This window comes from Janthinobacterium sp. YR213 (assembly GCF_900099875.1).
GTDB lineage: Bacteria > Pseudomonadota > Gammaproteobacteria > Burkholderiales > Burkholderiaceae_D > Janthinobacterium > Janthinobacterium lividum.
On sequence record NZ_FNDA01000002.1, the window covers coordinates 1 to 26,616 of the forward strand.

Genomic DNA, 26,616 nt, shown 5'->3' on the forward strand with positions numbered 1-26,616 from the left:
CAGGACGTTGATAGGCTGGGTGTGGAAGTGCAGTAATGCATTAAGCTAACCAGTACTAATTGCCCGTACGGCTTGTCCCTATAACCTTAGCAGGTACAGAGGATAAGACGGTACAACGTTGCGTGTGTGTTGATACTACCAGTCATTACCCCAATCTTTGCTTCTTCCAGATTCATGGCCTTGTCGTCCCACAGGAGACAAACGCCAGTACAAGTTATGCCTGATGACCATAGCAAGTTGGTCCCACCCCTTCCCATCCCGAACAGGACCGTGAAACAACTTTGCGCCGATGATAGTGCTGCAACCAGTGTGAAAGTAGGTTATCGTCAGGCTTGTTATTCGCAGTAAGAGAAAAACCCGATCAGAAATGGTCGGGTTTTTTTTCGTCTGGCGGTTTGTGATGGCGAACCCCAAACGAAGGCTGGGGTCAGACCCCCTCGCGCGTTGGCGTCGAATCTGGCGTTGGCGGTGTGGAGGGTCTGACCCCGGGTGTTCGGTTCAGCAGGCGTAAAAAAAGGCAGCGCTACGCGCTGCCTTTGTCATTTATCACAACCATTAAAAATGGTAAGCGACTTTGACGTTCAGGTAATTGACGCCGCTATTCGGTTTCTTGTAGCCGCCGTTCGAGAAATGCTGGATCTTCGCAGCGACTTCCCATTTGTTATTGAAGACATAGCCGACGCCGATATGGTCGCCGAACTGGAAGTGGGTCGACAGGCGGTCATCATCGTTGTTGTACAGTTTCGACAGCATGTGCACGCCGATGCCGGCTTCCGCATAAAAACCCAGCTTATTCGTATTTTCAAAACGGAAAACGGGGGTAAAGCCCAGGTCCCACAGTTTTTGATGCTGGCCAGGGACATTCTGATAGCTCTTGGCATCCCAGCCGCCAATGCTGGCATCCCAGTAACCGCTCAGCTGCGTGCCATTCGATACGAACCAGGCCTTATCCCAGTTCGAGGTCACGCCGGCGCGTACCATTTGTACCTTCACGCCCTTGGCATATTCGCCGTAGACGGAGTCGATCAGTTTGCCGTCGGCGGCAAAGCCGGCATTGGCCGCCATCAGCGCGGTCACGGCGGCGATGGATTTGAGGAGATTCTTCTTGAAGAACATAGAGGCTTTCATCGTAAAATTGGCCGATAGGCTGTTGTCTTGTCTTGTTTGCGCAGACGCAAGCTTGCTTTGCCTGCCGCTTTCGCCACTTGTTGATCTCAGGGGTTCAATTGACATTCTCTACAAAAATCGCATTTCTCGGTATCGGTCTGATGGGGGATCCGATGGTCCGGCGCCTGCTGCACGCTGGATATTCTGTCACAATTTGGAATCGCACGCACAGCAAGGCCCAAGTCCTGCGTGCGGCAGGCGCGCAGCCCGTTGTTTCCGTGGCTGAAGCGGTCAATGGCGCGGACGTGGTCATCTCGATGCTGGAAGCCGGTCCCATCGTGGCGCAGGTGCTGCAGGACGCGTTGCCGGCCCTGGCAACTGGGGCGCTATGGATAGACATGAGTTCCACCAAGCAATCAGAAGCCCAGCAATTTCATGCCATCTTGCACGCGGCAGGCCATGCCTTCATCGATGCGCCCGTGTCGGGCGGCGTCGGTGGGGCCCAGGCAGGCAACCTGGCCATCATGGCTGGCGCCAGCACCGGCGATTATGCGCGCGTGGAGCATATCTTGACGGCCATGGGGCGCCCGACCCTGGTGGGACCGGCCGGCAGTGGCCAGGTCGCCAAGTTGTGCAATCAGCTGATCGTCGGCGCCACCCTGAATATCGTGGCCGAGGCGCTGTTGCTGGCACAGGCGGCCGGCGCCGATGCGAGCGCTGTACGGGCAGCGATCCGTGGCGGTTTTGCCGAAAGCAAGATTTTAGAGGTGCATGGCCAGCGCATGCTGGAGCGCAATTTTGTTGCTGGTGGCCAAGTGAAGAGCCAGGTCAAGGATATGCACAATATCCTCGCGGCGGCCGAGGCGGCACACGTCACCTTGCCGGTGACGCAACTGGTGACGCAGCGCTATGAAAGCATCGCCGCCACCTACCCGACGGCGGACCATGCGGCAGCCTTGCTGGCCCTGGAAGCGTTGAATCCGGGGCAGCGCCTGGGCACCGGTCCGGATAAGCTGGGATAAATCAAGCGACGGGCAGGCTCGCTTCGGCCAGCTTGACCCAGAAACTGGCGCCGATGGGCAGCAGCTTGTCGTTGAAGTCGTAGCTGCCATTGTGCAAGACGCACGGACCCAGGCCATGGCCACCATCGCGGTGCTCGCCATCGCCATTGCCGATGAAGATATAGCAACCGGCCTTTTCTTGCAGGAAGAAAGCAAAATCTTCCGCGCCCATGGTCGGCTCGACATTCGCGTTGACCTTGTCCGCGCCCACCACGCTTTGCATGACTTCGACGGCAAACGCCGTTTCTTTCGCGTGGTTGACCAGCGGCGGATAGTTGCGCTTGAAGTGAAAGTCGACCTCCGCGCCGAAGGCGGCGGCGGTGTGCACGGCGATTTCGCGCATGCGCTCTTCGATCAAGTCCAGCACGGGCGTGGTGAAGGTGCGCACGGTGCCGACCAGGCTGGCGTCATCGGGAATCACATTGGTGGCGCTGCCCGCATGGATTTGCGTGATCGACAGCACGGCCGTGTCGAGCGGGCTCTTGTTGCGCGTGATGACGGTTTGCCAGCTTTGCGCGATTTGCACGGCCACCATGACGGGGTCGATACCCTTGTGGGGCTGGGCCGCATGGGCGCCCTTGCCTTTGACGGTGACGTGGAATTCATTGCTTGACGCCATCATTGGCCCCTCTACCACGCTCAGGGTGCCCGTTTCGGCGCCCGGCCAGTTGTGCATGCCGTAGATGGCATCCATGGGAAAGCGGGTAAACAAGCCGTCTTCGATCATTTCGCGCGCGCCGGCGCCGCCTTCTTCCGCCGGCTGGAAGACCAGATACACGGTGCCGTCGAAATGGCGGTGTTGCGCCAGGTAATGGGCGGCGCCCAGCAGCATGGCCGTGTGGCCGTCATGGCCGCAGGCGTGCATCTTGCCCGGATGGCGTGAAGCATGCTCGAAGGTATTCATTTCCTGCATCGGCAAGGCATCCATATCGGCGCGCAAGCCGATGGCGCGTGTCGAAGTACCATTTTTGATGATACCGACCACGCCAGTGCGGCCCAGGCCGCGTACCACGGGAATGCCCCATTCCGTCAGTCTGGCGGCGACCACGTCCGAGGTGCGCTGTTCTTCGTAGCACAGCTCGGGATGCGCGTGCAGGTCGCGGCGGATACCTTGCAGCTCGGATTGAAACGCCAAGATCGGATCAACTAGTTTCATGGGACTCTCCTGTGGATGCTGGCACGCAGCAATGTATGGCGCGCCGGACCGCGCTCGTTTGATCAAAAACAGGCGCGGCTAATAGTGCATTGTAGCCCTTGTTTGCCGGGTAAATCCAGCGCACGGACGTGCTTGCCACGGCGCCAACAGCAAGCGCGCGGAATGGTTTACAGTATCGCCTTCCCCCAACGTTTTCGGATTGCCCCATGACCACCACCCAAGTGCGCGCCGCCTGCCCGCTCGATTGCCCCGATACCTGCGCCTTGCTGGTCACCGTGACCGATGGGGTGGCCACCGCCGTCAAGGGCGATCCCGACCATCCGACCACGGCTGGCGTGCTGTGCACGAAGGTGTCGCGCTTCACGGAGCGCACCTACCATGCGGACCGGCTGCTGCATCCGCTGCGCCGCGTGGGCAAGAAGGGGGAAGGCAAGTTCGAGCGCATCAGCTGGGAAGAGGCATTGCAGATCATCGCGGCGCGCTTGAAACCGATCGCCGCGCGCGATCCGCAGGCGATCTTGCCGTACAGCTACTGTGGCACCATGGGCCTGGTGCAGGGCGAATCGATGTCGTCGCGCTTCTTCAACCAGCTCGGCGCTTCCCTGCTGGACCGCACCATCTGTGCCTCGGCCGGTGCCACGGGTTACCGCTACACGGTGGGCGCCAGCATCGGCACGGACATGGAGCAGTTCCAGAACGCGAAATTGATCATTATCTGGGGCGGCAACCCGATCGCCTCGAATTTGCACTTCTGGATGCGCGCGCAAGAGGCCAAGCGCAATGGCGCTACCTTGATCGCCATCGACCCCTACCGTTCGCTGACGGCCGAAAAGTGCCACCAGCATATTGCCTTGCTGCCGGGGACCGATGCGGCCCTGGCGCTGGGCTTGATGCATGTGCTGATCACCGAAGACCTGATCGACCATGACTATATCGCGCAGTACACGATCGGCTATGCTGAACTGAAACAGCGGGCCCTGGAATGGCCGCCCGAGCGCGTAGCCGAGGTGTGCGGCATCACGGCCACTGAAGTGGTGGAACTGGCGCGCCTGTACGGCCAGGCATGCCGCTCTGGCGAGGGCGCCACCATCCGTGCCAACTACGGCGTGCAGCGCGTGCATGGCGGCGGCATGGCCGTGCGCAATATCGCCTGCCTGCCCGCGCTGACGGGCGCCTGGCGCCATCCGGCCGGCGGCATGCAACTGTCGAGCTCGGGTTCCTTCCCCGTCAACCGCAAGGCTCTGCAGCGCCCGGATTTATTGAAAGGCACGCCGCGCACCATCAACATGAGCACCATCGGCGACGATTTATTGAAAGCAAGCTCCGCCGAGTTCGGTCCGCAAGTGGAAGCCGTGATCGTCTACAACTCGAACCCGCTGGCGGTGGCGCCCGATTCCTCGAAAGTGGCGCAGGGATTTGCCCGCGAGGATCTATTTACGGTCGTGCTCGAACACTTCCAGACCGATACCGTCGATTACGCCGACATTGTACTGCCCGCCACCACGCAGCTGGAACACGTCGATGCGCATTCCACCTACGGCCACCTGTACATGATGGCGAACAATGCGGCCGTCGCGCCGCTGGGTGAAGCGAAAGCGAATACGGAAATCTTCCGCTTGCTGGCGCAGCACATGGGCTTTGATGACCCGTGCTTTCAGGAAAGCGACGATGCGCTGGCGGCCAAGGCGTTCGATGCGACGGATGCGCGCGCCGTGCATTTCGACTGGGAATCGCTGAAACGCACGGGCTGGCAAAAGCTGGCCATGGCCGAGGCGCCATTTGCCGAGGGCGGTTTCCCCACGCCATCGGGCAAGTGCGAGTTCTATTCCAGCGCCATGGCGCAGGCGGGACTCGATCCCTTGCCGGCGTATATCGCACCGCACGAATCGCAAGCCAGCAATCCTGCACTGGCGGCCCGTTATCCGCTGGCCATGATTTCCCCGCCGGCACGCAATTTCCTCAATTCCACGTTCGTCAACGTCAAAAGCCTGCGCGCGGCCGAAGGCGAGCCGCACCTCGATATCCACCCTGACGATTGCGCCGCGCGCGGCATCGCGGCCGGCGACATGGTGCGCATCTTCAATGACCGCGGCAGTTTTATGGCCAAGGCCAGGGTGACGGACAAGGCGAGACGGGGCCTGGTCGTGGGCTTGTCCGTGTGGTGGAAGAAGCTCGCCAGCGACGGCAAGAATGCCAATGAAGTGACCAGCCAGCGCCTGACGGACATGGGCCGAGCGCCGACCTTCTACGATACGCTGGTCGAAGTGGAAAAGGCCGCCTGACATGGCGCCTTGGCCGACCCGCTTGCTTGTCGGCACGGTGTGCCTGCTGCTGGGCGGCTGCACGCAGCTGCGCTACTACACGCAAGCGGCGCAGGGGCAATATGCCTTGTGGTCGGGCGCGCGGCCCATCGGCGACTGGCTCGACGACCCGGCCACCGAGCCGCGCCTGAAAGTGCGCCTGGCCAAGGCGCAGCAAATTCGCCGCTTTGCCGTCAGCGAGCTGGACTTGCCCGACAATGGCAGCTACAAGAATTACGCCTCCCTGCGGCGCCCGTTTGTGCTGTGGAACGTGGTGGCCACGCCGGAACTGTCGCTGCAGCCGCTGCAATGGTGTTTTCCCATTGCCGGCTGCGTCAATTACCGCGGCTATTACAGCAAGGAGGAGGCGCTCGCGTATGCCGACGAACTGCGGGCCCAGCATTACGACGTGCAGGTGGGCGGCGTGCCCGCCTATTCCACCCTGGGCTGGTTCGACGATCCCCTGCTGTCGACCTTTATCAATTACAACGATGCGGAGCTGGCACGCCTGATCTTCCATGAACTGGCGCACCAGGTGGTGTACGTGCCCGGTGATTCGGCCTTCAACGAGTCGTTTGCCAGTGCCGTGGAAGAGGCGGGCGTGCAGCGCTGGCTGGCGCGCGAGGGCAACGACGCCATGCGCGCGGCGTACGCCCAGTACGCGGCGCGGCGCCAGGATTTCCTCGCCCTGCTGCTGAAATACCGGGGTGAACTGGAGTCGGTGTATGCGAGCGACGCCAGCGATGCGGACAAGCGGGCGCGCAAGGCGCAGGTGTTTGCGGCATTGCAAGACGCGTATCAGGTAGTGAAGACAAACTGGGGTGGTTTTGCCGGTTACGACCGCTGGTTCGAGCAGCCATTGAGCAATGCGCACCTGGCTTCCGTGTCTACCTACAATGAATTTTTGCCTGCCTTCAAAAAATTGCTGGAAGAAAAAAAGAACTTTCGTGCTTTTTATGCTGCAGTGCACACAATGGCCCAGATCAAGAAGCCTGAGCGCAGGCAGGCGCTGGAACAATTGTCCAGCCCCTGACCCGTAAAGATTGTCTCGCACGTCAGGGCAACCGATCCTGCAACAGTATATTTGGCATGTTGCGTTGCAGCATAAAATACCCCTAGAGTTGCCGCTCGAATACTGTTGAAAGCGCTTGCATGGAAGCCCGGCGCCCGATAGCATCGCATTAGTAGCATAGAGCAATTGCTCGTCAGAATGCTCAAACTGACTGCAGGACGACAGAATCCGCAGCAATGATCCGCGCCGGCAGGGTGCGCCGGCTCCCCCACGATTATTCGAGACAAGAGGCACAGGATGGACAAAATTTGGCTGAAGTCGTACCCGCCCGGCGTACCTGCCGACATCAATCCTGATCAATATCGTTCGCTGGTACATTTGCTGGAAGAAGCGTTTCAAAAATATGCGGATCGCAATGCCTATGTCTGCATGGACAAATTTCTCACCTATGCCGAACTCGACACCTATTCGCGCCAGCTGGGTGCCTGGCTACAAAGCCGTGGCCTGAAGAAGGGCGCGCGTGTCGCTCTGATGATGCCAAACGTGCTGCAGTATCCGGTGGCCATTGCCGCCGTCCTGCGCGCCGGCTACACGGTGGTCAACGTCAATCCGCTATATACGCCGCGCGAACTCGAGCATCAGCTCAATGATTCGGGCAGCGAAGCCATCATCGTGCTGGAAAACTTTGCCCATACGCTAGAGCAAGTGCTGGGCAAGACGGCCGTCAAGCACATCGTCGTCGCCAGCATGGGCGAAATGCTGGGTGGCTTGAAGGGCATGATCGTCAATTTTGTCGTGCGCAACGTCAAGAAGATGGTGCCCGCGTACTCCTTGCCGAATGCCATGCGTTTCAAGCAGGCGCTGGCGCTGGGCAGCCGCATGAAACTCACGCCTGTCGAGCTGAGCATCAATGACGCTGCCTTCCTGCAATACACGGGTGGCACGACGGGCGTGTCGAAAGGCGCGACCTTGAGCCACCGCAATGTGATCGCCAACGTGCTGCAGAGCGAAGCGTGGTCGGGCGCGGCGCTCGACCAGAACAGCAAGGAGCAGCTGATCATTGTCTGCGCCTTGCCGCTGTACCATATCTTTGCCCTGACGGCGTGCGCGATGTGGGGCACGCGCGTGGGCGCGCTGAATATCCTGATCCCGAATCCGCGCGATATCCCGGGCTTGATCAAGGAGCTGGGCAAGTACAAATTCAACCTGCTGCCAGCGGTCAATACGCTGTATAACGCGCTGGTGAACCACCCCGATTTCGCCAAGCTTGATTTCTCGGGCTTGAAGATCGCCAATGGCGGCGGCATGGCAGTGCAGCAAGCCGTCAACGACAAGTGGCTGCAAGTGACGGGCGTGTCCATCATCGAAGGCTATGGCCTGTCGGAAACGTCGCCTGTCGCTACCTGCAACCGCGCCGACAGCACGGCGTTCTCCGGTACCATCGGCTTGCCGATTCCGTCGACCGATATCGCCATCCTCGACGATGACGGCAAGGAAGTGCCGCTGGGGCAGACGGGCGAAATCGCCATCCGCGGCCCGCAAGTGATGAGCGGCTACTGGAACCGTCCCGATGAAACGGCCAAGGTCATGACGCCCGATGGATACTTTAAATCCGGTGACGTGGGCATCATGGATGAGCGCGGCTACGTGAAGATCGTCGACCGCAAGAAAGACATGATCCTCGTCTCCGGCTTCAATGTGTATCCGAATGAAGTGGAAGCCGTCATCGCGGCCCATCCGGGCGTGCTCGAGTGCGCCTGCGTGGGCGTGCCGGACGAACACTCGGGCGAGGCCGTGAAAGTATTTGTCGTGCGTAAGGATCCGAACCTGACCCAGGCAGTGCTGGCCGCGTATTGCAAGGAACAATTCACAGGCTACAAGCGGCCGAAATACATCGAGTTCCGCGATGAGCTGCCGAAGACCAACGTCGGCAAGATTTTGCGTCGCGCCCTGCGTGACGAAACGAAGATAGCAACATAAACAGTGTGGGATGCGCCAGGAGGCGCATCCCTTTTACAGATAAAGATGAGGCGAGATGGACAAGATTTGGTTGAAGTCGTACCCGGACAGCGTTCCCGCAGAGATTGATTGCACGCAATACCGTTCCGTCACGCATTTGCTGGAAGAGTCGTTCCAGAAATATGCGGACCGCAACGCCTTCGTGTGCATGGATAAATTCCTTACCTATCGCGAGCTCGACAAGCTGTCGCTGCAGATGGGAGCCTGGCTGCAAAGCAAGGGCCTGAAGACGGGCGCGCGCGTGGCGATCATGCTGCCGAACGTGCTGCAGTATCCGGTGGCGATGGCGGCGATCCTGCGTGCCGGCTACACGGTGGTCAATGTCAATCCGCTGTACACGCCCCGTGAATTGCAGCATCAGCTGGTCGATTCGGGCAGCGAAGCGATCATCGTGCTGGAAAACTTCGCCACCACGGTCGAGCAGGTGCTGCCGCATACCCAGGTCAAGCATGTGATCGTCGCCACCATGGGCGACATGCTCGGTGGACTCAAAGGCACGATTGTCAACTTCGTCGTGCGCAAGATCAAGAAAATGGTGCCTGCGTTTTCCTTGCCGGGCGCCATCAGCTTCAACAAGATGCTGGCCGAAGGCGCACGTCTGAGCCTGACGCCGGTGCAGCAGGGGCATGACGATATCGTCTTCCTGCAATACACGGGCGGCACGACGGGTGTGTCGAAAGGCGCGATGTTGTTGCACCGTAACGTGATCGCCAACGTGCTGCAAAACGAGGCGTGGATTTCGCCCGTGATGACCAAGGAAATGCGCGCCACCTCGATGGGATTCATGTGCGCCTTGCCCCTGTATCACATCTATTCGCTGACGGTCAGCGCCCTCATGGGCATGCGCGTGGGCGGCTTGAACGTGTTGATTCCCAACCCGCGCGACATCCCCGGTTTCGTCAAGGAATTGTCCAAGCACAAGATCGTCGTTTTCCCGGCCGTCAATACCTTGTACAACGCGCTGCTGAACAATGCCGACTTCGCCAAGCTCGATTTCTCCAGCTATAAAGTGTGCAATGGCGGCGGCATGGCCTTGCAGCGTAATGTGGCCGAGCGCTGGTTGAAGCTGACGGGCTGCCCGCTGATTGAAGGTTATGGCATGTCGGAAACTTCACCCGTGGTGACGGGTAACCGCGTCGATATCACGGAATTTACGGGCACCATTGGCTTGCCTTTCCCTTCGACGGAAGTGGCGATCCTGAACGACGATGGCGTGGAAGTGCCGCTGGGCGAGCCGGGCGAGATCGCCGTGCGCGGCCCGCAAGTGATGGCGGGCTATTGGCAGCGTCCGGACGAGACGGCCAAGTCGATGACGGCCGACGGTTTCTTCAAGACGGGCGACGTGGGTGTCATGGATGAGCGTGGCTATGTGAAGATCGTGGACCGCAAGAAAGACATGATCATCGTGTCCGGCTTCAATGTGTATCCGAACGAGGTGGAAGACGTGGTCGCTTCGTGCCCGGGCGTGCTCGAGTGCGCATGCATCGGCGTGCCGGATGCCAACGCGGGCGAAGCCGTGAAAGTGTTTGTCGTGCGCAAGGATCCAAACCTGACGGTGGAACAGATCCGCGAGCATTGCAAGCATGAATTGACGGCCTACAAGAAACCGAAATACATCGAGTTCCGCGATGAGTTGCCGAAGACCAATGTCGGCAAGATCTTGCGCCGTCAATTGCGCGATGAAAAGAAGGTTGCCTAGGCTTCAGCTTTGCAAGCCAGCCTTGCCGTCGCGCACGACAAAGCTGGCCAGTGTCGCGATGGCAGAGGTGCTGTCGCGCACGTTCTCCAGGCCCTGGAACAGGGTCGTGGTTTTCTCTGGCGTGATTTCCATCCACATATAGCCGCGCTTGTCGCTGCGTCCGTAACGGATGTGCGGGTTCATCGCCACGTACTGCTCCGTCCGCGCCTGCGGGCGGGAACTCGAGGTGATGGAGGTGCCGCAAAACTCCGTGGCCAGCACGGGATTGTCCCTGCCGGTGGACCGCATGGCATTGCGGCTCAGTTCCGTGGCATAAAAAGTGTGCACGTCGCCCGACAGCACCAGCGGGTTGCTGGCCTTGCTGCTGCGCAAGGTGTCGAGCAGGTGCTGGCGCGCCAGCGGATAGCCATCCCAGCCATCGGTCCAGATGCGTTCGTCGCCGGGCCGCAGGATGGGCACCTGGCTCGATTGCGCCATCAGGGTTTGCTGGGCCAGGATATTCCAGCGCGCGGGAGAATCATCGAGGCCGGCTTGCAGCCAGCGCTGCTGTTCCTTGCCCAGCATGGTGCGCTGCGGTTTCAGCAGGTCGGGACAGTTGCGCGTGGTAACGGAATTGGAGCCGCCGCGACCCGGCCTGGCGCACGCGTGATAGGCGCGGTATTGCCGGTCATCCAGCACGTGAAAGCGCGCCAGCCTGCCCCAGTCATAGCGCTGGTAGATGCGCATGTCGACGAAGCCCCGCCGTCCCAGCGGCAGCAGCCGTAGCGGCATATGTTCATAAAACGCCTGGTAGGCGGCCGCGCGGCGCTGCAAAAAGGTGGGCGTGAGCAACTCGTCGCGGTCATTGCCGTAATCGTTGGCCACTTCATGGTCGTCCCAGGTGACGATCCATGGCGCGGCCAGGTGCGCGCCCTGCAAATCGCGGTCGCTCTTGTATTGCGCGTAGCGGGCGCGGTAGTCGTCCAGGCTGAAACTTTCATGCGTGCGCACGGCCCGGCTCGGATGCTGCAACTGGTACGGGCCCCATTCATAGATGTAATCGCCGAGGAATGCCACCAGGTCGGGCGCGGCCGCGGCGATGTGCCGGTGCGCCGCATACGCGCCGAATTCCCAGTGCTGGCACGAGGCGACGGCCAGTTTCAGCGAGGCGGGCAGGGTATCGGCGGCGGGCGCCGTGCGCGTGCGGCCCACGGGGCTGACGGCGTCGCCCAGCATGAAGCGGTACCAATACCAGCGCCCGGGTGTCAAACCGCCCACGTCGACGTGCACGCTATGTGCGAGGGCGGGTGTGGCCGTGGCCTGGCCCTTGGCGGCGATGCGGCGAAAACCTTCATCGTCAGCCACTTCCCAGCGCACGTTCAGGGCGATGGCGGGCGTGGCGGTCGCGTGCAGCGGGTCGTAGCAGATGCGTGTCCACAGCACGACGGCGTCCGGCAAGGGCGAACCGGAAGCGACACCGAGCGCAAACGGGTAGCCGGCGCCATTCAGGCGCGTGGCGGCGCCCGCACTGGAACCGGACAGCACGCTGCCAGCGGCGGCCAGCGCTCCGATGCGCGCGGCACTCTGCAGAAAGATGCGGCGCTGGCTATCCATGCCGTCTGAAAATAAAACGTGGGATTAATGTAACAGCGACAATCAAGGCGACAGCAAGGTCTCGATGGGCGGCACCTTGCGCGGCTTGCGGTCGGAGTCCGTCGCCACGTAGATCAGGGTTGCCTCCGTGACTTTCACGATGCATGCCTGCAGGCGGTTGCGCTCGGCATACACCTCGACATTGACGGTGATCGAGGTATTGCCAACCTTGACGATGTCGGCGTAGAAGGAGAGCAGATCGCCGACGAAGACGGGGTTTTTGAAGACGAAGGAATTGACGGCAATGGTGGCGACGCGGCCGTTGGCACGTCGCGTGGCCGGCAGGGAACCGGCGATATCGACCTGCGCCATGATCCAGCCGCCGAACACGTCGCCGTACACATTGGCGTCGGACGGCGCGGGCATCATGCGCAATTCCGGCATTTTTCCGGCGGGCAGGCCGGAGGCGAGGCAGTTGTCGGGGCGGTCGGGGGAGGTGCTCATCTTTTATTCTCATGAAAGGCTACAATTGCCCCGATTGAACCATAAAAAGCCGACCTTCGCCATGCGCCGTTCCCAGACTCCCCCTCCTCCCCGCTCGCCAGCTTCCGCCAGCCACAGCGATTTCGCCACCATCAAGACCTTGCTGCCGTATCTGTGGGTCTACAAATGGCGGGTGCTGCTGGCGCTGCTATGTCTGGTGGGCGCCAAGCTGGCCAACGTGGGCGTGCCCCTGATCCTGAAAAAACTCGTCGACGCCATGACGATCACGGCGACCCATCCCCAGGCGCTGCTGGTACTGCCCGTCGGCTTGCTGGTGGCATATGGCTTGCTGCGCCTGTCGACCACCCTGTTTACGGAATTGCGAGAATTCCTGTTTGCGCGGGTCACGCAACGGGCCGTGCGCACCATCGCGCTGCAAGTGTTCCGCCACCTGCATGCGCTGTCCCTGCGCTTTCACTTGAACCGCCAGACGGGCGGCATGACGCGCGACATCGAACGGGGCACGCGCAGCGTCGGCTCGCTCATTTCCTATACCTTGTTCAACATCTTGCCGACCCTGGTGGAAATCACCCTCGTGCTCGGCTACCTGGTCTTGCATTACGACATCTGGTTCACCGTCATCACGGCCGTGGCGCTGGTGTCCTATATCGCGTTTACCGTGCTGGTGACGAACTGGCGCACGCATTTCCGCCGCACCATGAACGACCTCGATTCAAAAGCCAATACCAAGGCCATCGATTCGTTGATCAACTATGAAACCGTGAAATACTTCGGCAACGAGGATTACGAAGCGAAGCGCTACGACGAAGGCTTGCAGCGCTATGAATCGGCGGCCGTGAAATCGCAGACTTCCCTGTCCCTGCTCAATACGGGCCAGTCCTTGATCATCGCCACGGCTGTCACCTTGATTTTATGGCGCGCCACGGTGGGCGTGATCGCCGGCACGATGACCCTGGGCGACCTGGTGCTGGTGAATGCCTTCATGATCCAGCTGTATATTCCCCTCAATTTTTTAGGGGTCATTTACCGCGAAATCAAGCAAAGCCTGGCCGACATGGAACGCCTGTTTTCCTTGCTGAACGAAAACCGCGAAATCGCCGACACGCCGGAAGCCAAGCCGCTCGTCACGCGGGGCGCAGCCGTGCGTTTTGACCATGTGGATTTCAGCTACGAAGCCAAGCGGCAAATCCTGTTCGACGTGGATTTCCAGATCCCCGCCGGTACCACCACGGCCGTGGTGGGGCATAGCGGCTCGGGCAAGTCGACCCTGTCGCGCTTGCTGTTCCGCTTCTATGAAGTCGATGGCGGCGGCATCACCATCGATGGCCAGGACTTGCGCGGCATCACGCAGGATTCCCTGCGCGCGGCCATCGGCATCGTGCCGCAGGACACGGTACTGTTCAACGACACCATCGAATACAACATAGCCTACGGCAAGCCGGGCGCCAGCAAGGATGCCATCGTGGCGGCCGCCAAAGCGGCATCGATCCATGATTTTATTGAAAGCTTGCCAGATGGCTACAACTCCATGGTGGGCGAGCGGGGCTTGAAACTGTCGGGCGGCGAAAAGCAGCGCGTGGCGATTGCCCGCACCTTGCTGAAAGACCCGGCTATTTTGATCTTCGATGAAGCCACCTCGGCGCTTGATTCGAAGGCCGAGCAGGCCATCCAGGCGCAGCTGAAGGACATCGCCAGGAACCGTACCACCCTGGTCATTGCGCACCGTTTGTCGACGGTGGCCGACGCCCAGCAAATCCTGGTGCTCGACCATGGCCGCATCGTCGAGCGGGGCACGCATCCGCAATTGCTGGCCGCGAATGGCTTGTATGCGCAGATGTGGCAACGCCAGCAGGCGAATATGGACGATGAGGCGCAAGAAGAGGAGTTGGCGGGGCTGGCGCCGGCAAAATAAATCGGGAAGGGGAAATCAGTAGGAAAAATGCTACAGCCGCGCTGATTCAGGCGCGCGTATAGCGCCTATTTGAGGGCAATCGCAGAAAACGGCTAGTCCGGCGCTGAAAATGAAATAAAATTAATTCCATTGGTGGCGTCTGCACCACAGTTGTTTCGTTCGGAGTCCATCCGGTTTGTCCGCCCAGGAGAATTTATGAAATTGACCAAAATCATCGCCACGCTGCTCAGCGTCGGTGTCATCAGCAGCATGTCGCCAGTCCAGGCTCAGGAATTGACCGGCACCTTGGCCAAGATCAAGAAAGCCGGTTCCGTCACCCTCGGTGTGCGCGACGGCTCCGTTCCCTTCTCCTATCTCGATGACAAACAGCAATACCAGGGTTATTCGATCGACCTGTGCATGAAAGTCGTCACGGCCCTGCAAAAGCACCTGGGCCTGAGCGAACTGAAAGTGGTGATGAGCCCCGTGACGTCGGCCAACCGCATCCCGCTGATGGCCAACGGCACCATCGACCTCGAATGCGGTTCGACGACGAACAATCTGGAGCGCCAGCAGCAGGTGGCATTCGCCCCTACCATGTTCGTCATCGGCAACCGCGTGCTGTCGAAAAAATCCTCGAACATCAAGACACTGGAAGACTTGCGCGGCAAGACGCTGGTCGCCACGGCCGGCACGTCGACCATCAAGCAGATGACCATCCTGAACAAGGAAAAAAACCTGGGCATGACGATTGCCGTCGGCAAGGACCATCCTGAATCGTTCCTGATGCTGGAAACGGGCCGCGCGGTGGCCGAAGCCAACGACGATATCCTGCTGGCGTCGCAAGTGGCCAACTCGAAAAACCCGAACGACTACGAAATCACCAAGGAAGCGCTGTCGGTAGAGCCGTACGGCATCATGCTGCGCAAGGGCGATCCGGCCTTCAAGAAAGTGGTCGACGATGCGCTGATCCGCCTGTACAAGAGCGACGACATCAACCGCATTTACGCGAAATGGTTTACCTCGCCCATCCCGCCGAAAAACATCAACCTGAAATTCCCCATGCCGCCGCAATTGAAGGCCGTGTTTACCAATCCGACCGACTCCGGTGACCCGGCCGCCTATGCGGCCGTGCCCGAAGCGCAGAAGACTTCGGACAAACGGAAAAAGTAACAAGAGTGCGTAACAAATCGGGGGGCGCAAGCCTCCCGATTTATTTGCGGGACGGACGGCCGGCTGGCCGCTGTCCTCGGGCTGCATGGGAAGGATGATCATGAATTACAACTGGAATTGGCGCATTTTCTGGGAGATTTCTCCCGATGGCGTGGGCACGTATATGGACACCCTGTGGTCCGGCCTGATCTGGACCCTGGCCACGGCCGGTACGGCCTGGATCATGGCCCTGATCCTGGGCCTGGTGATCGGCACCGTCCGCACCCTGCCGAACAAATGGCTGGTGGGCGTGGCCAATGCCTACGTCGAATTGTTCCGCAACGTGCCGCTGCTGGTGCAGATGTTCCTCTGGTATTTCGTCATGCCGGAACTGCTGCCGCCCGACCTGGGCGCCTGGGTCAAGTCGCTGCCAAATGCGCCGTTCGTCACGGCCGTGCTGTGCCTGGGATTCTTTACTTCCTCGCGCGTGGCCGTGCAGGTCACGACGGGCATCGAGGCGCTGCCGCGCGGGCAGAAACTGGCCGGCACGGCGCTGGGCCTGACCCTGCCGCAAACCTACCGCTTCATTTTGCTGCCGATGGCCGCGCGCGTCATCATGCCACCGCTGACCAGCGAATTTTTGAACATCATCAAGAACAGTTCCGTGGCACTGACCATCGGCCTGATCGAACTGACGGCCAGCGCGCGCGCGATCCAGGAATTCTCGTTCCAGGTATTCGAAGCGTTTTCGGCCGCCACCATCATCTACGTCGTCGTCAACCTGCTGGTGGTGGTGCTGATGCACCTGATCGAAAAAAAGGTCGCCATCCCGGGCTTCATCGTCGCCGGCGCCAAGACGGGAGGACATTGATATGTTCGGTAACTTCGACTTCGATGTCATCTCCCGCTCATGGGTCTACCTGTTCCAAACCGGCATGGTGTTTACCCTGAAACTGACGGCGCTGTCCATGGTGGGCGGCATCGTGCTGGGCACCCTGCTGGCGCTGATGCGCCTGTCCGGCAGTCGCCTCATTTCGGGCGTGGCGTCGACCTACGTCAACCTGATACGCTCGATCCCGCTGGTGCTGGTGATTTTCTGGTTCTATTTCCTGGTGCCGTACATCGCTGCCTGGGTCATCGGCGCGAACGAGCCCGTGAAAGTGGGCGCGTTTTCCTCCGCGCTGATCACCTTCATCATGTTCGAGGCGGCCTATTATTGCGAGATCATGCGCAGCGGCATACAGTCGATCCCGCGCGGCCAGGTATGGGCCGGCCAGGCACTGGGCATGAACTACTCCCAGACCATGGCCTTCATCGTGCTGCCGCAAGCCTTCCGCAACATGATTCCCGTGCTGCTGACGCAAACCATCGTGCTGTTCCAGGACGTGTCGCTCGTGTACGTGCTGTCGATCCCCGATTTCGTCGGCGCCGCCTCGAAGATCGCCCAGCGCGACGGCCGCCTGGTGGAGATGTATGTGTTTGTCGCCGTCGTGTACTTCGTGCTGTGCTATGCCTTGTCGTTCCTGGTAAAACGCCTGCAGAAACGCGTCGCCATCATTCGCTAACCGAAAAAGAAAGAACAAGATGATTGAACTCAATAACGTCAGCAAATGGTATGGCCAGTTCCAGGTACTGACCGACTGCACCACCAACGTCACCAAGGGCGACGTGATGGTCATTTGCGGCCCGTCCGGCTCCGGCAAGTCGACCCTGATCAAGACGGTCAATGGCCTCGAACCGATCCAGCAGGGGCAGATCATCGTCGATGGCATCACCGTCAACAATCCGAAAACGAATTTGTCGAAACTGCGCGCGCGCATCGGCATGGTGTTCCAGAATTTCGAGCTGTTCCCGCATTTGTCGATCCGCGAAAACCTCACCATCGGCCAGATCAAGGTGCTGGGCCGCAGCGCCGACGAAGCCAATGCCAAGGGCTTGCAATACCTGGACCGCGTGGGCCTGCTGTCGCAGCAGGACAAGTTCCCCGGCCAGTTGTCCGGTGGCCAGCAGCAGCGCGTGGCGATCGCCCGCGCGCTGTCGATGGACCCCATCGCCATGCTGTTCGACGAGCCGACTTCGGCGCTCGACCCGGAGATGATCAACGAAGTGCTCGACGTGATGGTGGGGCTGGCGCAGGAAGGCATGACGATGATGGTCGTCACCCATGAAATGGGCTTTGCAAAAAGAGTCGCCAACCGCATCGTCTTCATGGACCAGGGCAAGATCATCGAGGATTGCAGCAAGGATGACTTCTTCAACACGACGCGCTCGGACCGCGCGCGCGATTTCCTCGCCAAGATCATCCACTAATTTTCCATCACTTTGAAGTTGAGTACGAATGCCTGACATGAAACAAATAGCCGGCGCCATGCTGGCGCTGGGCCTGCTTGCCCATGCCCACGCGGCAGACAGGATCGCCGTCGACATCGCCCTGCGCGACGCCACCCTGATCGACGTTGCCGCCGGTAGCACCATCAGCGGCAAGACCGTGCTGCTCAAGGGCGACAGCATCGTCGCCGTCGTCGATGACGCGCAGCTGCGCAGCTACGCGCCGAAGCAGACCATCCGCCTGCCCGGCAAATACCTGATGCCGGGCCTGTGGGACACACACGTGCATTTTGGCGGCGGCCCCGAGCTGATCGACGAGAACAAGCAGCTGCTGCCTTTGTACCTGGCGCATGGCATCACCACGGTGCGCGATTGCTCGGGCGACTTGCCCGACACGGTGCTGGCGTGGCGCCAGCAGATCAATGCGGGCCAGCTGCAAGGCCCGACGATTTTTACCTCTGGCGCGAAACTGGAAGGCATCAAGCCGCTGTGGAAGGGCACCATCGAAGTGGGCACGCCGCAGGAAGTCACGCGCGCGTTGGACGGCCTGCAGGCCCAGCAGGTGGACTTCGTGAAGATCACGGAAAATACCCTGAAACCGGAGCTGTACCTGGAAGCGCTGCGCCAGGCGCGCGAACGGGGCATGCGCACTTCGGGCCATATCCCCGTGCAGCTGACATTGGGGCAGATGGCCGATGCGGGCCTGGGCACGATCGAACATCAATCGTATTTGCTGCGCGCCACCACGCCGCGCGAGCAGGAGCTTACGGCCAAGGTGGCCGCCGGCGCGATGACGGGCAAGGAAGCCATGCGCGAGAGCTTGCAAAGCTACGACGAGCCGACGGCGCGCAAGGCCTTCAGCTATCTGGCCGCGCGCGGCACGGCCATCGTGCCGACCCTGTGGGGTTCGCGCGTGACGGCCTACCTGGACCGCGAAGACCACACGCACGATCCGGCCCTGCAATACATCGGCAAGGGCTTGCGCGCCACCTACGACTGGCGCGTGCAGCGCGCCGCCAAGGATGGCCCGGAAGCCATCGCCCAGCGCCATGCGCAGTTCGAGCAATCGGCCAAGCTGCTGCCGATTTTGCAGCAGCAGGGCATGAGCATCATCGCCGGCACCGATGCGGGATTCTTGAATTCCTTCGACTATCCTGGCCAGGCCCTGCACGATGAAATCGGCCTGTACGTGCAGTATGGACTGACCCCGCAGCAAGCCTTGCAGTCGGCCGTCATCAACGGACCCCGCTTCCTGGGCAAGCTGAATCGCTACGGCAGCGTGGCGGCAGGCAAGGCGGCCGACCTGCTGGTGCTCGACGCGAACCCGCTGCAGGACATCGGCGCCACGCGCCAGATCCGCCTGGTGGTCAGCCGCGGCCACGTGTACGACCGCGCCGCGCTGGACCGGATGCTGGCCGATATTCGCGCCTGGGTGGCCAAACAGGAGACGGCACCGGCCAAGTCCTGATGTTCTTCGTTCTGATGCCGCAAGCGGCCGGGTGATGCCGGCCGTTTTGTTGTCAGGCAGGCAGCAGGCGCAGGCGTCCATTGACTGCGAAGCCGCCCCGCGGCTGGTAAAATGGCGCTATCCGCAATGACCGCCTGAGAGCAGCCGCCATGTCCACACTCGATCACACCCCAGCCGCCGTTCCATCTTCCATCACCATCACCCGTCCTGACGACTGGCATTTGCACCTGCGCGACGGCGCCGTCATGGCCAGCGTGCTGCCGCACAGCGCGCGTCAGTTCGGCCGCGCCATCGTCATGCCGAACCTGAAACCGCCCGTCACCACCACGGCCGATGCTAGCGCCTACCGCGAGCGCATCCTGGCCGCCGTGCCGGAGGGCGTGAACTTCGATCCGCTGATGGTGCTGTACCTGACGAACAACACCTCGCCCGACGAAATCCGCCGCGCGCAAGATAGCGGCATCGTGCAGGCCGTCAAATTGTATCCGGCTGGCGCCACGACGAATTCAGACCTGGGCGTGACGGATTTGAAGAATTGTTACAAGGTGCTCGAAGTGATGCAGGAAGTGGGCATGCCCTTCCTCGTGCATGGTGAAGTGACGGATCCGGAAATCGACATTTTTGACCGCGAAGCCGTCTTCATCGAGCGCGTGATGCGTCCGCTGCGCAGCGCCTTCCCGGCCCTGTCCGTCGTGTTCGAGCACATCACCACCAAGGATGCGGCGCAGTACGTGGCCGAAGCGGAAGGCCCGATCGCCGCCACCATCACGGCGCATCATCTGCTGTACAACCGCAACGAGATTTTCAAGGGCGGCATCCGTCCCCATTACTACTGTCTGCCTATCCTCAAGCGCGAAGAGCACCGCCTGGCCCTGATGACGGCCGCCGCCAGCGGCGACGAGCGCTTCTTCCTCGGCACCGACTCGGCGCCGCACGCGCAAGGCGCCAAGGAAATGGCCTGCGGCTGCGCCGGCTGCTACACGGCCTTGCACGCGATGGAAATGTATGCCGAAGCGTTCGAACGGGCCGGCGCGCTCGACAAGCTGGAAGCGTTTGCCAGCTTCCACGGCCCGGCTTTCTATGGCGTGCCGCGCAACACGGACACCATTACCCTGAAGCGCGAAAGCTGGACCTTGCCGGCGTCGCTGCCGCTGGGCGACAGCCACGTGATTCCGCTCAATGCGGGCGAGCAGATCAACTGGAAAATGGTCTAAGCGCTCCATGCTGCCATCGATAGACTGGAGCCGCCCCTGGTTTGCCACGGTGCTGCCGGCGCGACGGCAGCTGGACTTGGAGCGCGACACGGTCATTGCCGCGCTGAACGGACGGGCGAGGGCGCTGGACTTGCGCAATCCCTCCGGCTTGCCGCTGGCCTTCGTGCCACAAGCGGACCTGCCCGAAGGCGTGGCCTACGAGGAGTTCATCGGCGCGACGGGCGGCGTGCCCACGCGCGACAATCTGCACGATTTTTTCAACGCGCTCGTGTGGCTTACCTTCCCGCGCATCAAGCGGCAATTGAATGCGCTGCAGGCGGCGCAGATCGCCCTGTCCGGCGTCGGCAAATCGCGCGGTCCCGCGCGCGATGGCGCGACGATTTTTGACGAAAATTCCGCCTTGCTGGTGCTGCGCGACAGCGATGCGGGGCGCATGCTGGAAGCGGCGTTGCGCGGACACGACTGGCGCAGCGCGTTTATCGCGCAGCGCGACAGGTTTGGCGCGGGCGGCGACGCCGATATCTGGCTGTTCGGCCACGCGCTGATGGAAAAACTGGTGGCGCCGCGCAAGGCCATCACGGCGCACACGCGCGTCATCTTCGCCGGCGACGCCTACTTTGCGCTCGACGATGCGGCACGGCGCGCCTGGCTCGACGAGCGGGTGGCGCAAGACCTGGCGCAACAAGGCCTCACCACGGCGGACTTCACGCCGCTGCCCGTGCTCGGTTTGCCCGGCTGGTGCGAAGGCCAGGACGACGACTTTTACAATGACGCGGCGGTGTTCCGCCCGAAGCGCAAGGTGGCTGGCGCAGAAAGAGATCAATAGCATGGAAAATACCGTCCGCTGGGGCATCCTCGGCACCGGAAAGATCGCCCGCGCGATGGCCAATGGCTTGCGCGATGCGCCCGGCGCGCAACTGGTGGCGGTCGCCTCGCGCAGCGAGGCTGGCGCACAGGCCTTCGGCGCCGAATTCGGCATCGCGCACTGCCACGGCTCCTACCAGGCGCTGGCCGACGACGCGGGTGTGGACGTGATCTACATCGCCACGCCGCACACCCTGCATGCGGAAAATGCCCTGATGTGCCTGGCCGCCGGCAAGCACGTCGTGTGCGAAAAGCCATTCACCATGAACGCGCGCGAAGCGCAGGCCGTGGTGAACATGGCGCGCGAGAAAAAACTGTTCTTGATGGAAGCCATGTGGAGCCGTTTCCTGCCCGTCGCGCAGGAAGCGCAGCGCATCATCGCCAGCGGCGAAATCGGCGTGCTGCAGCAGGTGCAGGCCGACATCGGCTTTGTCGCCAATTTCCCGCCCGAGCACCGCATGTTCAATCCCGCACTCGGCGGCGGTGCACTGCTCGACGTGGGTATCTACCCGCTGTCGATGGCAGCCTTCTTCCTCGGCCCCGTATCGCAGGTGCAGGCGCTGGCCGAGCTGGGCGCCACCGGCGTCGATGAGCAGGTGGTGTTTTCGCTGCGCCACGCGGGCGGCGGCACCTCGTCCTGCGCCTGCAGCCTGCGCGCGCAAACGCCGACGGAAATGACCATTTCCGGAAGCCTGGGCCGCATCCGCCTGCCCAACCGTTTTTACAAGCCCGATCATCTGATCGTCGAAGCGATGGATGGCGAACGCCGCGTCGTCGCCGCGCCGCACCTGGGCAATGGCTACGCGCACGAGGCCATCGAAGCGATGCGCTGCATCCGCGCCAGCCTGCTGGAAAGCCCTGTCATGCCGCACGCCGACAGCGTGGCGCTGATGCACAACCTTGACACCATGCGCGGCCAGATCGGCCTCGTCTACAGCGCCGATGAGGCGTCATCAGGAACCCCATGACATTGCACTCATCCCGTCCCAGCCTGAAAACTGTCCTCATCGCCAGCGGCGTCGTCCTGACCCTGGCGATGGGCGTGCGCCACGGACTGGGCTTCTGGATGCAGCCGATCTCGCAAGCCAATGGCTGGACGCGCGAAACGTATTCGCTGGCGCTGGCCATGCAAAACCTGATGTGGGGCGTCTTCGGCCCGTTCGCCGGCATGGCAGCCGACCGTTTCGGCACCATGCGCGTCGTCATCATCGGCGCCATCAGCTACATGGCGGGCCTCGTGTGGATGGCGCTCGTGACGCAGCCGACCCTGTTCATCGTCGGCTCGGGCATCTTCATCGGCCTGGCGCTGGCCTGCACGGCCTTTGGCGCCATCAGCGGCATCATAGGCCGCAGCGCGCCGCCCGAGCAGCGCTCATGGGCCTTCGGCATTTCGTCGGCGGCCGGCTCGTTCGGCCAGTTCCTCATGATGCCGGTCGAGCAGCAACTGATTTCCGCCGTGGGCTGGCAAAACGCCTTTTATGTGCTGGCCGCGCTGGTGCTGCTGGCGATGATCCCGATGGCCTTCTATCTGCGCGAGCCGCCCGTCTCGCACGCCAGCGGCCCGCAGCAAAGCGTTGGCGCCGCCTTCAGTGAAGCCATCGCCAACCGCTCGTTCTGGCTGCTGCTGGCAGGGTATTTTGTCTGTGGTTTCCAGCTGGTCTTCATCGGCGTGCACTTGCCGGCCTACCTGAAGGATCAGGGCCTGATGAATCCGAACATCGCCGTCACGGCGCTGGCGCTGATCGGCCTGTTCAACATCGTCGGCTCCTACTACGCGGGAAAATTCGGCGGGAAAATCGCCAAGCGCTATCTGCTGTCGGCCATCTATGTGACGCGCGCCGTGGTCATCACCGTCTTCCTGCTGGCCCCATTGTCGGCGTGGTCCGTGTACCTGTTCGCCGCCGCCATGGGCGTGCTGTGGCTGTCGACCGTGCCGCTGACGAACGGCATCATCGCCGGGATCTTCGGCGTGAAGCACTTGTCGATGCTGGCCGGGATGGTGTTCTTCTCGCACCAGGTGGGCAGTTTCCTCGGTGCGTGGCTGGGCGGCTATCTGTACGAGCACCAGGGCAGTTACCACGTCGTGTGGATGATCACCATCGGCCTGGGCTTGCTGGCCGCGCTGATCAACCTGCCCATCGACGAGCGCGCCGTCAAGCGCGCGGCGGTGGCCGCATAATGGCCAGCTGGCGCACATGGCTGTGGCGCCTGTTGGGCGCCGCGCTGCTGGTCATCGTCTTCCTGGCCTATCTGCGGCCCGACTTCATGCTCGACCTGGCGAACCGCTTCTGGATGTGCATGTAGGCTGCGCGGGCGCAAGGTAGATTGTGAAAAGCCGGATTATGCTGGAAGTCGGATTACGCTACGCTAATCCGACCTACCCGACCTGCCGCCGCATATGTGCGTAGGTCGGATTAGGCCGCAAGGCCGTAATCCGACAACACCCATGAAACTATGCGATACCGACGCGCATTCCAGCCAGGCGGCAGCTTTTTCTTCACGGTGGTGACGGCACACCGCCGGCCCGTTTTTGCTTCGGCAACTGCCGTGGATTTACTGCGGAATGCTGTCCGCGCCGTGCGTCAGCAGCGGCCATTCGATATCGACGCCATCGTCATTCTGCCCGACCACCTGCACTGCATCTGGACCTTGCCAGATAGTGATGCTGATTTCATGACGCGCTGGAGGCTGATCAAGACATGGTTCAGCAAGCACAGCGATCTTGAAAATGTTTGGCAGCAGCGGTATTGGGAACACGTCTTGCGCAGTGCGCGAGACTTTGCCAAGCATGTCGATTACATCCATTGCAACCCTGTCAAGCATGGGCTTGTGAGCAAGGTCATGGATTGGCCGCATTCCAGTTTTCACCGGTACGTGGCGTTGGGATGGTGTGCCGCGGATTGGGGCGGGGATGGTGTGGACGTGGCCGGTGTTGGGCGGGAGTGAACGAAGCCAACAGTGTTGTCGGATTACGGCCCGCGGCCTAATCCGACCTACCGTTTGCGTATGTGCGTAATCCGACAATACCCGATTTACACCTTCAGGAACTCCTCTTTCCCACCCAGCCAGCGCGCCAGGTGCGCTTCCACGGTGGTCGCGGCAGCCGCCGTGGTGGCATGCAGCAGGTCGTGCGCCACGTCGCGCGCCTGATCTACCAGCCATTGATCCGTTTCCAAGTCGGCGAAGCGCAGCATGGCCTGGCCGGACTGGCGCGCGCCAAGGAATTCGCCGGGGCCGCGGATTTCCAGGTCGCGGCGGGCGATTTCAAAACCGTCCGTCGTTTCGCGCATGGTCATCAAGCGCTGGCGCGCCACGCCGCCCAGGGGACCCTGGTACAGCAGCAGGCAGACGCTGGCGGCCGTGCCGCGGCCCACGCGCCCGCGCAGCTGGTGCAGCTGCGACAATCCAAAACGCTCGGCGTGCTCGATCACCATCAGCGAGGCATTTGGCACGTCGACGCCCACTTCGATGACGGTGGTGGCCACCAGCACGTGGATATGGCCGGCGATGAAGGCGTCCATCACCTCCTGCTTTTCCGCCGGTTTCAAGCGGCCGTGCACGAGGCCCACCTGCAGCGCGGGCAAGGCTTCGGCCAGCATCATGTAGGTGTCGGTGGCTGTCTGCAGCTGCAGTGCTTCCGATTCTTCGATCAGGGGGCAGACCCAGTACACCTGCCGGCCTTCCAGCGCGGCCGCATACACGCGGGCGATGACTTCGTCGCGTCGGTTCTGGTCGATGGCGCGCGTGACGATAGGGCTGCGTCCCGGCGGCAGTTCGTCGATCACCGACACTTCCAGGTCGGCGTAATAGGTCATGGCCAGGGTGCGCGGGATGGGCGTGGCCGACATCATCAGCTGGTGCGGCACTGCCGCGCTGTCGCCCTTGTTGCGCAAGGTCAGGCGCTGGCCCACGCCGAAGCGGTGCTGCTCGTCGACGATGACCAGGCCCAGTTTGGCGAACAGCACGTTATCCTGGATCAGCGCATGCGTGCCGATCACCAGCTGCGCTTCGCCCGATTCGATCAGGGCCAGCGCCGCCGTCTTTTCCTTTTTCTTCAGGCTGCCCGTCAGCCAGGCCACCTTCACGCCCAGCGGCTCCATCCAGGCGGCGATCTTGCGGAAGTGCTGCTCGGCCAGAATCTCCGTGGGCGCCATCAGCGCGGCCTGGTAGCCGCTGTCGATGGCTTGCGTGGCGGACAACGCCGCCACCACCGTCTTGCCGCTGCCGACGTCCCCTTGCAGCAGGCGCTGCATCGGATACGGCTGGCGCAGGTCGGCGCGGATTTCAGCGAGCACGCGGGCCTGCGCGCCCGTCAGCTTGAAGGGCAGGGCGGCGCCAAAGGCATCCGACAGCGTGCCGACGATGGGCAGGGAAGCGGCGCCTTTCGAGCGGCGCGCGCGCTGGGCGCGTTTCAGCGACAGCTGCTGCGCCAGCAGTTCATCGAACTTCATGCGCACCCAGGCCGGGTGCGAGCGGTCCATCAGCGCGCTTTCATCGATGTCCTGCGGCGGATAGTGCAGCAGGTGCACGGCGGCCCGGAAAGGCGATAGCTGCATGTCGCGCAGCAGATGATCGGGCAAGGTATCCTGCCAGTCGATGCGGCGCATGGCGTCGGCGATTTCGCGCCGCAAGACGTGCTGCGACAGCCCTTCGCCGGACGGATACACGGGCGTCAGGGCCGTGGGCAGCGGCGCGCCCTCGTTGACCACCTTGTACGTCGGGTGCACCATCTCGGCGCCGAAGAAGCCGTGTTTGAGTTCGGCGCGCGCGCGTACCCGCGTGCCTTCGGCCAGCTGCTTGACCTGGCTGCCATAGAAATTCATGAAGCGCAGCAGCAAATTGCCCGTTTCGTCGGCGATCGTCACCAGCAATTGCTTGCGCGGCTTGAAATTGACTTCGCACTTGGTGACGACGCCTTCCACTTGCCACGACTCGCCGCCGCGCAGGCAGGCGTCGCGTATCGTGTAGACCTTGGTTTCATCCTCGTAGCGCATCGGCAGGTGCAGCACCAGGTCCATATCCGTGCGCAAGCCCAGTTTGGCCAGCCGGCTTTCCGTGCTGACCACTTTTTTGACGGCTTTCGGCTTCGCGGCCGGCTTGGCTGCGGGAGGAAGATCGGGCTTGGGTTCGGACATATCGGAGATTTTTGTGCCGCTAGCGTAAAATAGAGGGTTGTCCGGCACACCCTGTGCGTACCGCAGTTGTAAATTGTTGCGGCGGATTATTGTAATGCCTGTATAGGCGCACAGTATAGTGCCAGATGTTCCAT

General features: G+C 61.6%; 22 protein-coding genes and 2 rRNA genes. 19 read left to right on the forward strand and 5 right to left on the reverse strand.

The window, feature by feature from the left end; genetic code table 11:
* Together BLT98_RS09230 and rrf are read left to right on the forward strand one after the other, a co-directional pair.
* Positions 1-80: ribosomal RNA gene (locus tag BLT98_RS09230) — 23S ribosomal RNA — on the forward strand; the annotation flags it as partial.
* Positions 81-219: 139 nt separating this feature from the next.
* A 5S ribosomal RNA gene (rrf, locus tag BLT98_RS09235) occupies positions 220-332 on the forward strand.
* Between the two features lie 223 nt (positions 333-555).
* On the opposite strand, the gene BLT98_RS09240 is transcribed toward rrf, so the two are convergent.
* Positions 556-1,128, reverse strand: a complete 573-nt coding sequence (locus BLT98_RS09240; RefSeq protein ID WP_225317447.1) for an acyloxyacyl hydrolase — start codon at positions 1,126-1,128, stop codon at positions 556-558.
* A 116-nt stretch (positions 1,129-1,244) separates the two neighbouring features.
* Here BLT98_RS09240 and BLT98_RS09245 point away from each other — a divergent pair, with 116 nt between their 5' ends.
* The gene (locus tag BLT98_RS09245; protein ID WP_280141213.1) at positions 1,245-2,129 is read left to right on the forward strand and encodes an NAD(P)-dependent oxidoreductase; all 885 of its coding nucleotides are present in this window, start codon (positions 1,245-1,247) and stop codon (positions 2,127-2,129) included.
* 1 nt (position 2,130) lies between these two features.
* Here BLT98_RS09245 and BLT98_RS09250 read toward each other — a convergent pair whose 3' ends face one another.
* A complete protein-coding gene (locus BLT98_RS09250; RefSeq protein ID WP_070281832.1) occupies positions 2,131-3,324 on the reverse strand; it encodes a M20 aminoacylase family protein in 1,194 nt (397 codons plus the stop codon).
* A 206-nt stretch (positions 3,325-3,530) separates the two neighbouring features.
* Between BLT98_RS09250 and BLT98_RS09255 the strand changes: the two genes are divergently transcribed.
* The 4 genes from BLT98_RS09255 to BLT98_RS09270 all read left to right on the forward strand — a co-directional run bounded on the left by BLT98_RS09255 (position 3,531) and on the right by BLT98_RS09270 (position 10,354).
* Positions 3,531-5,606, forward strand: coding sequence for a molybdopterin-containing oxidoreductase family protein (locus BLT98_RS09255; RefSeq protein WP_092607144.1), 2,076 nt, complete (start codon positions 3,531-3,533; stop codon positions 5,604-5,606).
* A 1-nt stretch (position 5,607) separates the two neighbouring features.
* Positions 5,608-6,657, forward strand: a complete 1,050-nt coding sequence (locus tag BLT98_RS09260; protein WP_092607147.1) for an aminopeptidase — start codon at positions 5,608-5,610, stop codon at positions 6,655-6,657.
* A 276-nt stretch (positions 6,658-6,933) separates the two neighbouring features.
* A complete protein-coding gene (locus BLT98_RS09265) occupies positions 6,934-8,616 on the forward strand; it encodes a long-chain fatty acid--CoA ligase (protein ID WP_070254814.1) in 1,683 nt (560 codons plus the stop codon).
* Positions 8,617-8,671: 55 nt separating this feature from the next.
* Complete coding sequence (locus BLT98_RS09270; protein WP_070254812.1) at positions 8,672-10,354, forward strand: long-chain-fatty-acid--CoA ligase; 1,683 nt, start codon at positions 8,672-8,674, stop codon at positions 10,352-10,354.
* A gap of 3 nt (positions 10,355-10,357) precedes the next feature.
* Here the strand turns inward: BLT98_RS09270 and BLT98_RS09275 are convergent, their stop codons facing one another.
* A complete protein-coding gene (locus tag BLT98_RS09275) occupies positions 10,358-11,947 on the reverse strand; it encodes an alkaline phosphatase D family protein (RefSeq protein WP_092607150.1) in 1,590 nt (529 codons plus the stop codon).
* A 42-nt stretch (positions 11,948-11,989) separates the two neighbouring features.
* Complete coding sequence (locus BLT98_RS09280; RefSeq protein ID WP_052139932.1) at positions 11,990-12,430, reverse strand: acyl-CoA thioesterase; 441 nt, start codon at positions 12,428-12,430, stop codon at positions 11,990-11,992.
* Positions 12,431-12,491: 61 nt separating this feature from the next.
* On the opposite strand from BLT98_RS09280, the gene BLT98_RS09285 reads away from it, so the two are divergent.
* From BLT98_RS09285 to BLT98_RS09335, 12 genes are all read left to right on the forward strand, one after another.
* Positions 12,492-14,342 carry an ABCB family ABC transporter ATP-binding protein/permease gene (locus BLT98_RS09285; protein ID WP_092608560.1) on the forward strand — a complete coding sequence of 617 codons (1,851 nt, stop codon included), beginning with the start codon at positions 12,492-12,494 and terminating at the stop codon, positions 14,340-14,342.
* 195 nt (positions 14,343-14,537) lie between these two features.
* On the forward strand, positions 14,538-15,494 hold the full coding sequence (locus tag BLT98_RS09290; RefSeq protein ID WP_034778971.1) for an amino acid ABC transporter substrate-binding protein: 957 nt from the start codon (positions 14,538-14,540) through the stop codon (positions 15,492-15,494).
* 100 nt (positions 15,495-15,594) lie between these two features.
* Positions 15,595-16,344, forward strand: coding sequence for an amino acid ABC transporter permease (locus BLT98_RS09295; protein ID WP_034779060.1), 750 nt, complete (start codon positions 15,595-15,597; stop codon positions 16,342-16,344).
* 1 nt (position 16,345) lies between these two features.
* The gene (locus tag BLT98_RS09300; RefSeq protein WP_034778970.1) at positions 16,346-17,038 is read left to right on the forward strand and encodes an amino acid ABC transporter permease; all 693 of its coding nucleotides are present in this window, start codon (positions 16,346-16,348) and stop codon (positions 17,036-17,038) included.
* Between the two features lie 19 nt (positions 17,039-17,057).
* Positions 17,058-17,783, forward strand: a complete 726-nt coding sequence (locus BLT98_RS09305; RefSeq protein ID WP_070254805.1) for an amino acid ABC transporter ATP-binding protein — start codon at positions 17,058-17,060, stop codon at positions 17,781-17,783.
* Between the two features lie 37 nt (positions 17,784-17,820).
* Positions 17,821-19,269: an amidohydrolase family protein gene (locus BLT98_RS09310; RefSeq protein WP_244517445.1), complete on the forward strand. Its 1,449-nt coding sequence runs from the start codon at positions 17,821-17,823 to the stop codon at positions 19,267-19,269.
* A gap of 149 nt (positions 19,270-19,418) precedes the next feature.
* Entirely contained in the window at positions 19,419-20,483 is a 1,065-nt protein-coding gene (pyrC, locus tag BLT98_RS09315) for a dihydroorotase (protein WP_034778959.1), read from the forward strand.
* 7 nt (positions 20,484-20,490) lie between these two features.
* On the forward strand, positions 20,491-21,309 hold the full coding sequence (locus tag BLT98_RS09320) for a DUF3025 domain-containing protein (RefSeq protein WP_092607156.1): 819 nt from the start codon (positions 20,491-20,493) through the stop codon (positions 21,307-21,309).
* Between the two features lies 1 nt (position 21,310).
* Positions 21,311-22,315 carry a Gfo/Idh/MocA family protein gene (locus tag BLT98_RS09325; protein WP_092607159.1) on the forward strand — a complete coding sequence of 335 codons (1,005 nt, stop codon included), beginning with the start codon at positions 21,311-21,313 and terminating at the stop codon, positions 22,313-22,315.
* A complete protein-coding gene (locus BLT98_RS09330) occupies positions 22,312-23,526 on the forward strand; it encodes an MFS transporter (RefSeq protein ID WP_092607162.1) in 1,215 nt (404 codons plus the stop codon). Before BLT98_RS09325 ends, BLT98_RS09330 begins: the two co-directional genes overlap by 4 nt.
* On the forward strand, positions 23,526-23,651 hold the full coding sequence (locus BLT98_RS29670) for a hypothetical protein (RefSeq protein WP_280141181.1): 126 nt from the start codon (positions 23,526-23,528) through the stop codon (positions 23,649-23,651). Before BLT98_RS09330 ends, BLT98_RS29670 begins: the two co-directional genes overlap by 1 nt.
* A gap of 150 nt (positions 23,652-23,801) precedes the next feature.
* On the forward strand, positions 23,802-24,293 hold the full coding sequence (locus tag BLT98_RS09335) for an REP-associated tyrosine transposase (RefSeq protein WP_092607165.1): 492 nt from the start codon (positions 23,802-23,804) through the stop codon (positions 24,291-24,293).
* Positions 24,294-24,379: 86 nt separating this feature from the next.
* On the opposite strand, the gene recG is transcribed toward BLT98_RS09335, so the two are convergent.
* Positions 24,380-26,482 carry an ATP-dependent DNA helicase RecG gene (gene recG / locus BLT98_RS09340; RefSeq protein WP_092607168.1) on the reverse strand — a complete coding sequence of 701 codons (2,103 nt, stop codon included), beginning with the start codon at positions 26,480-26,482 and terminating at the stop codon, positions 24,380-24,382.
* Between the last annotated feature and the right edge of the window lie 134 nt (positions 26,483-26,616).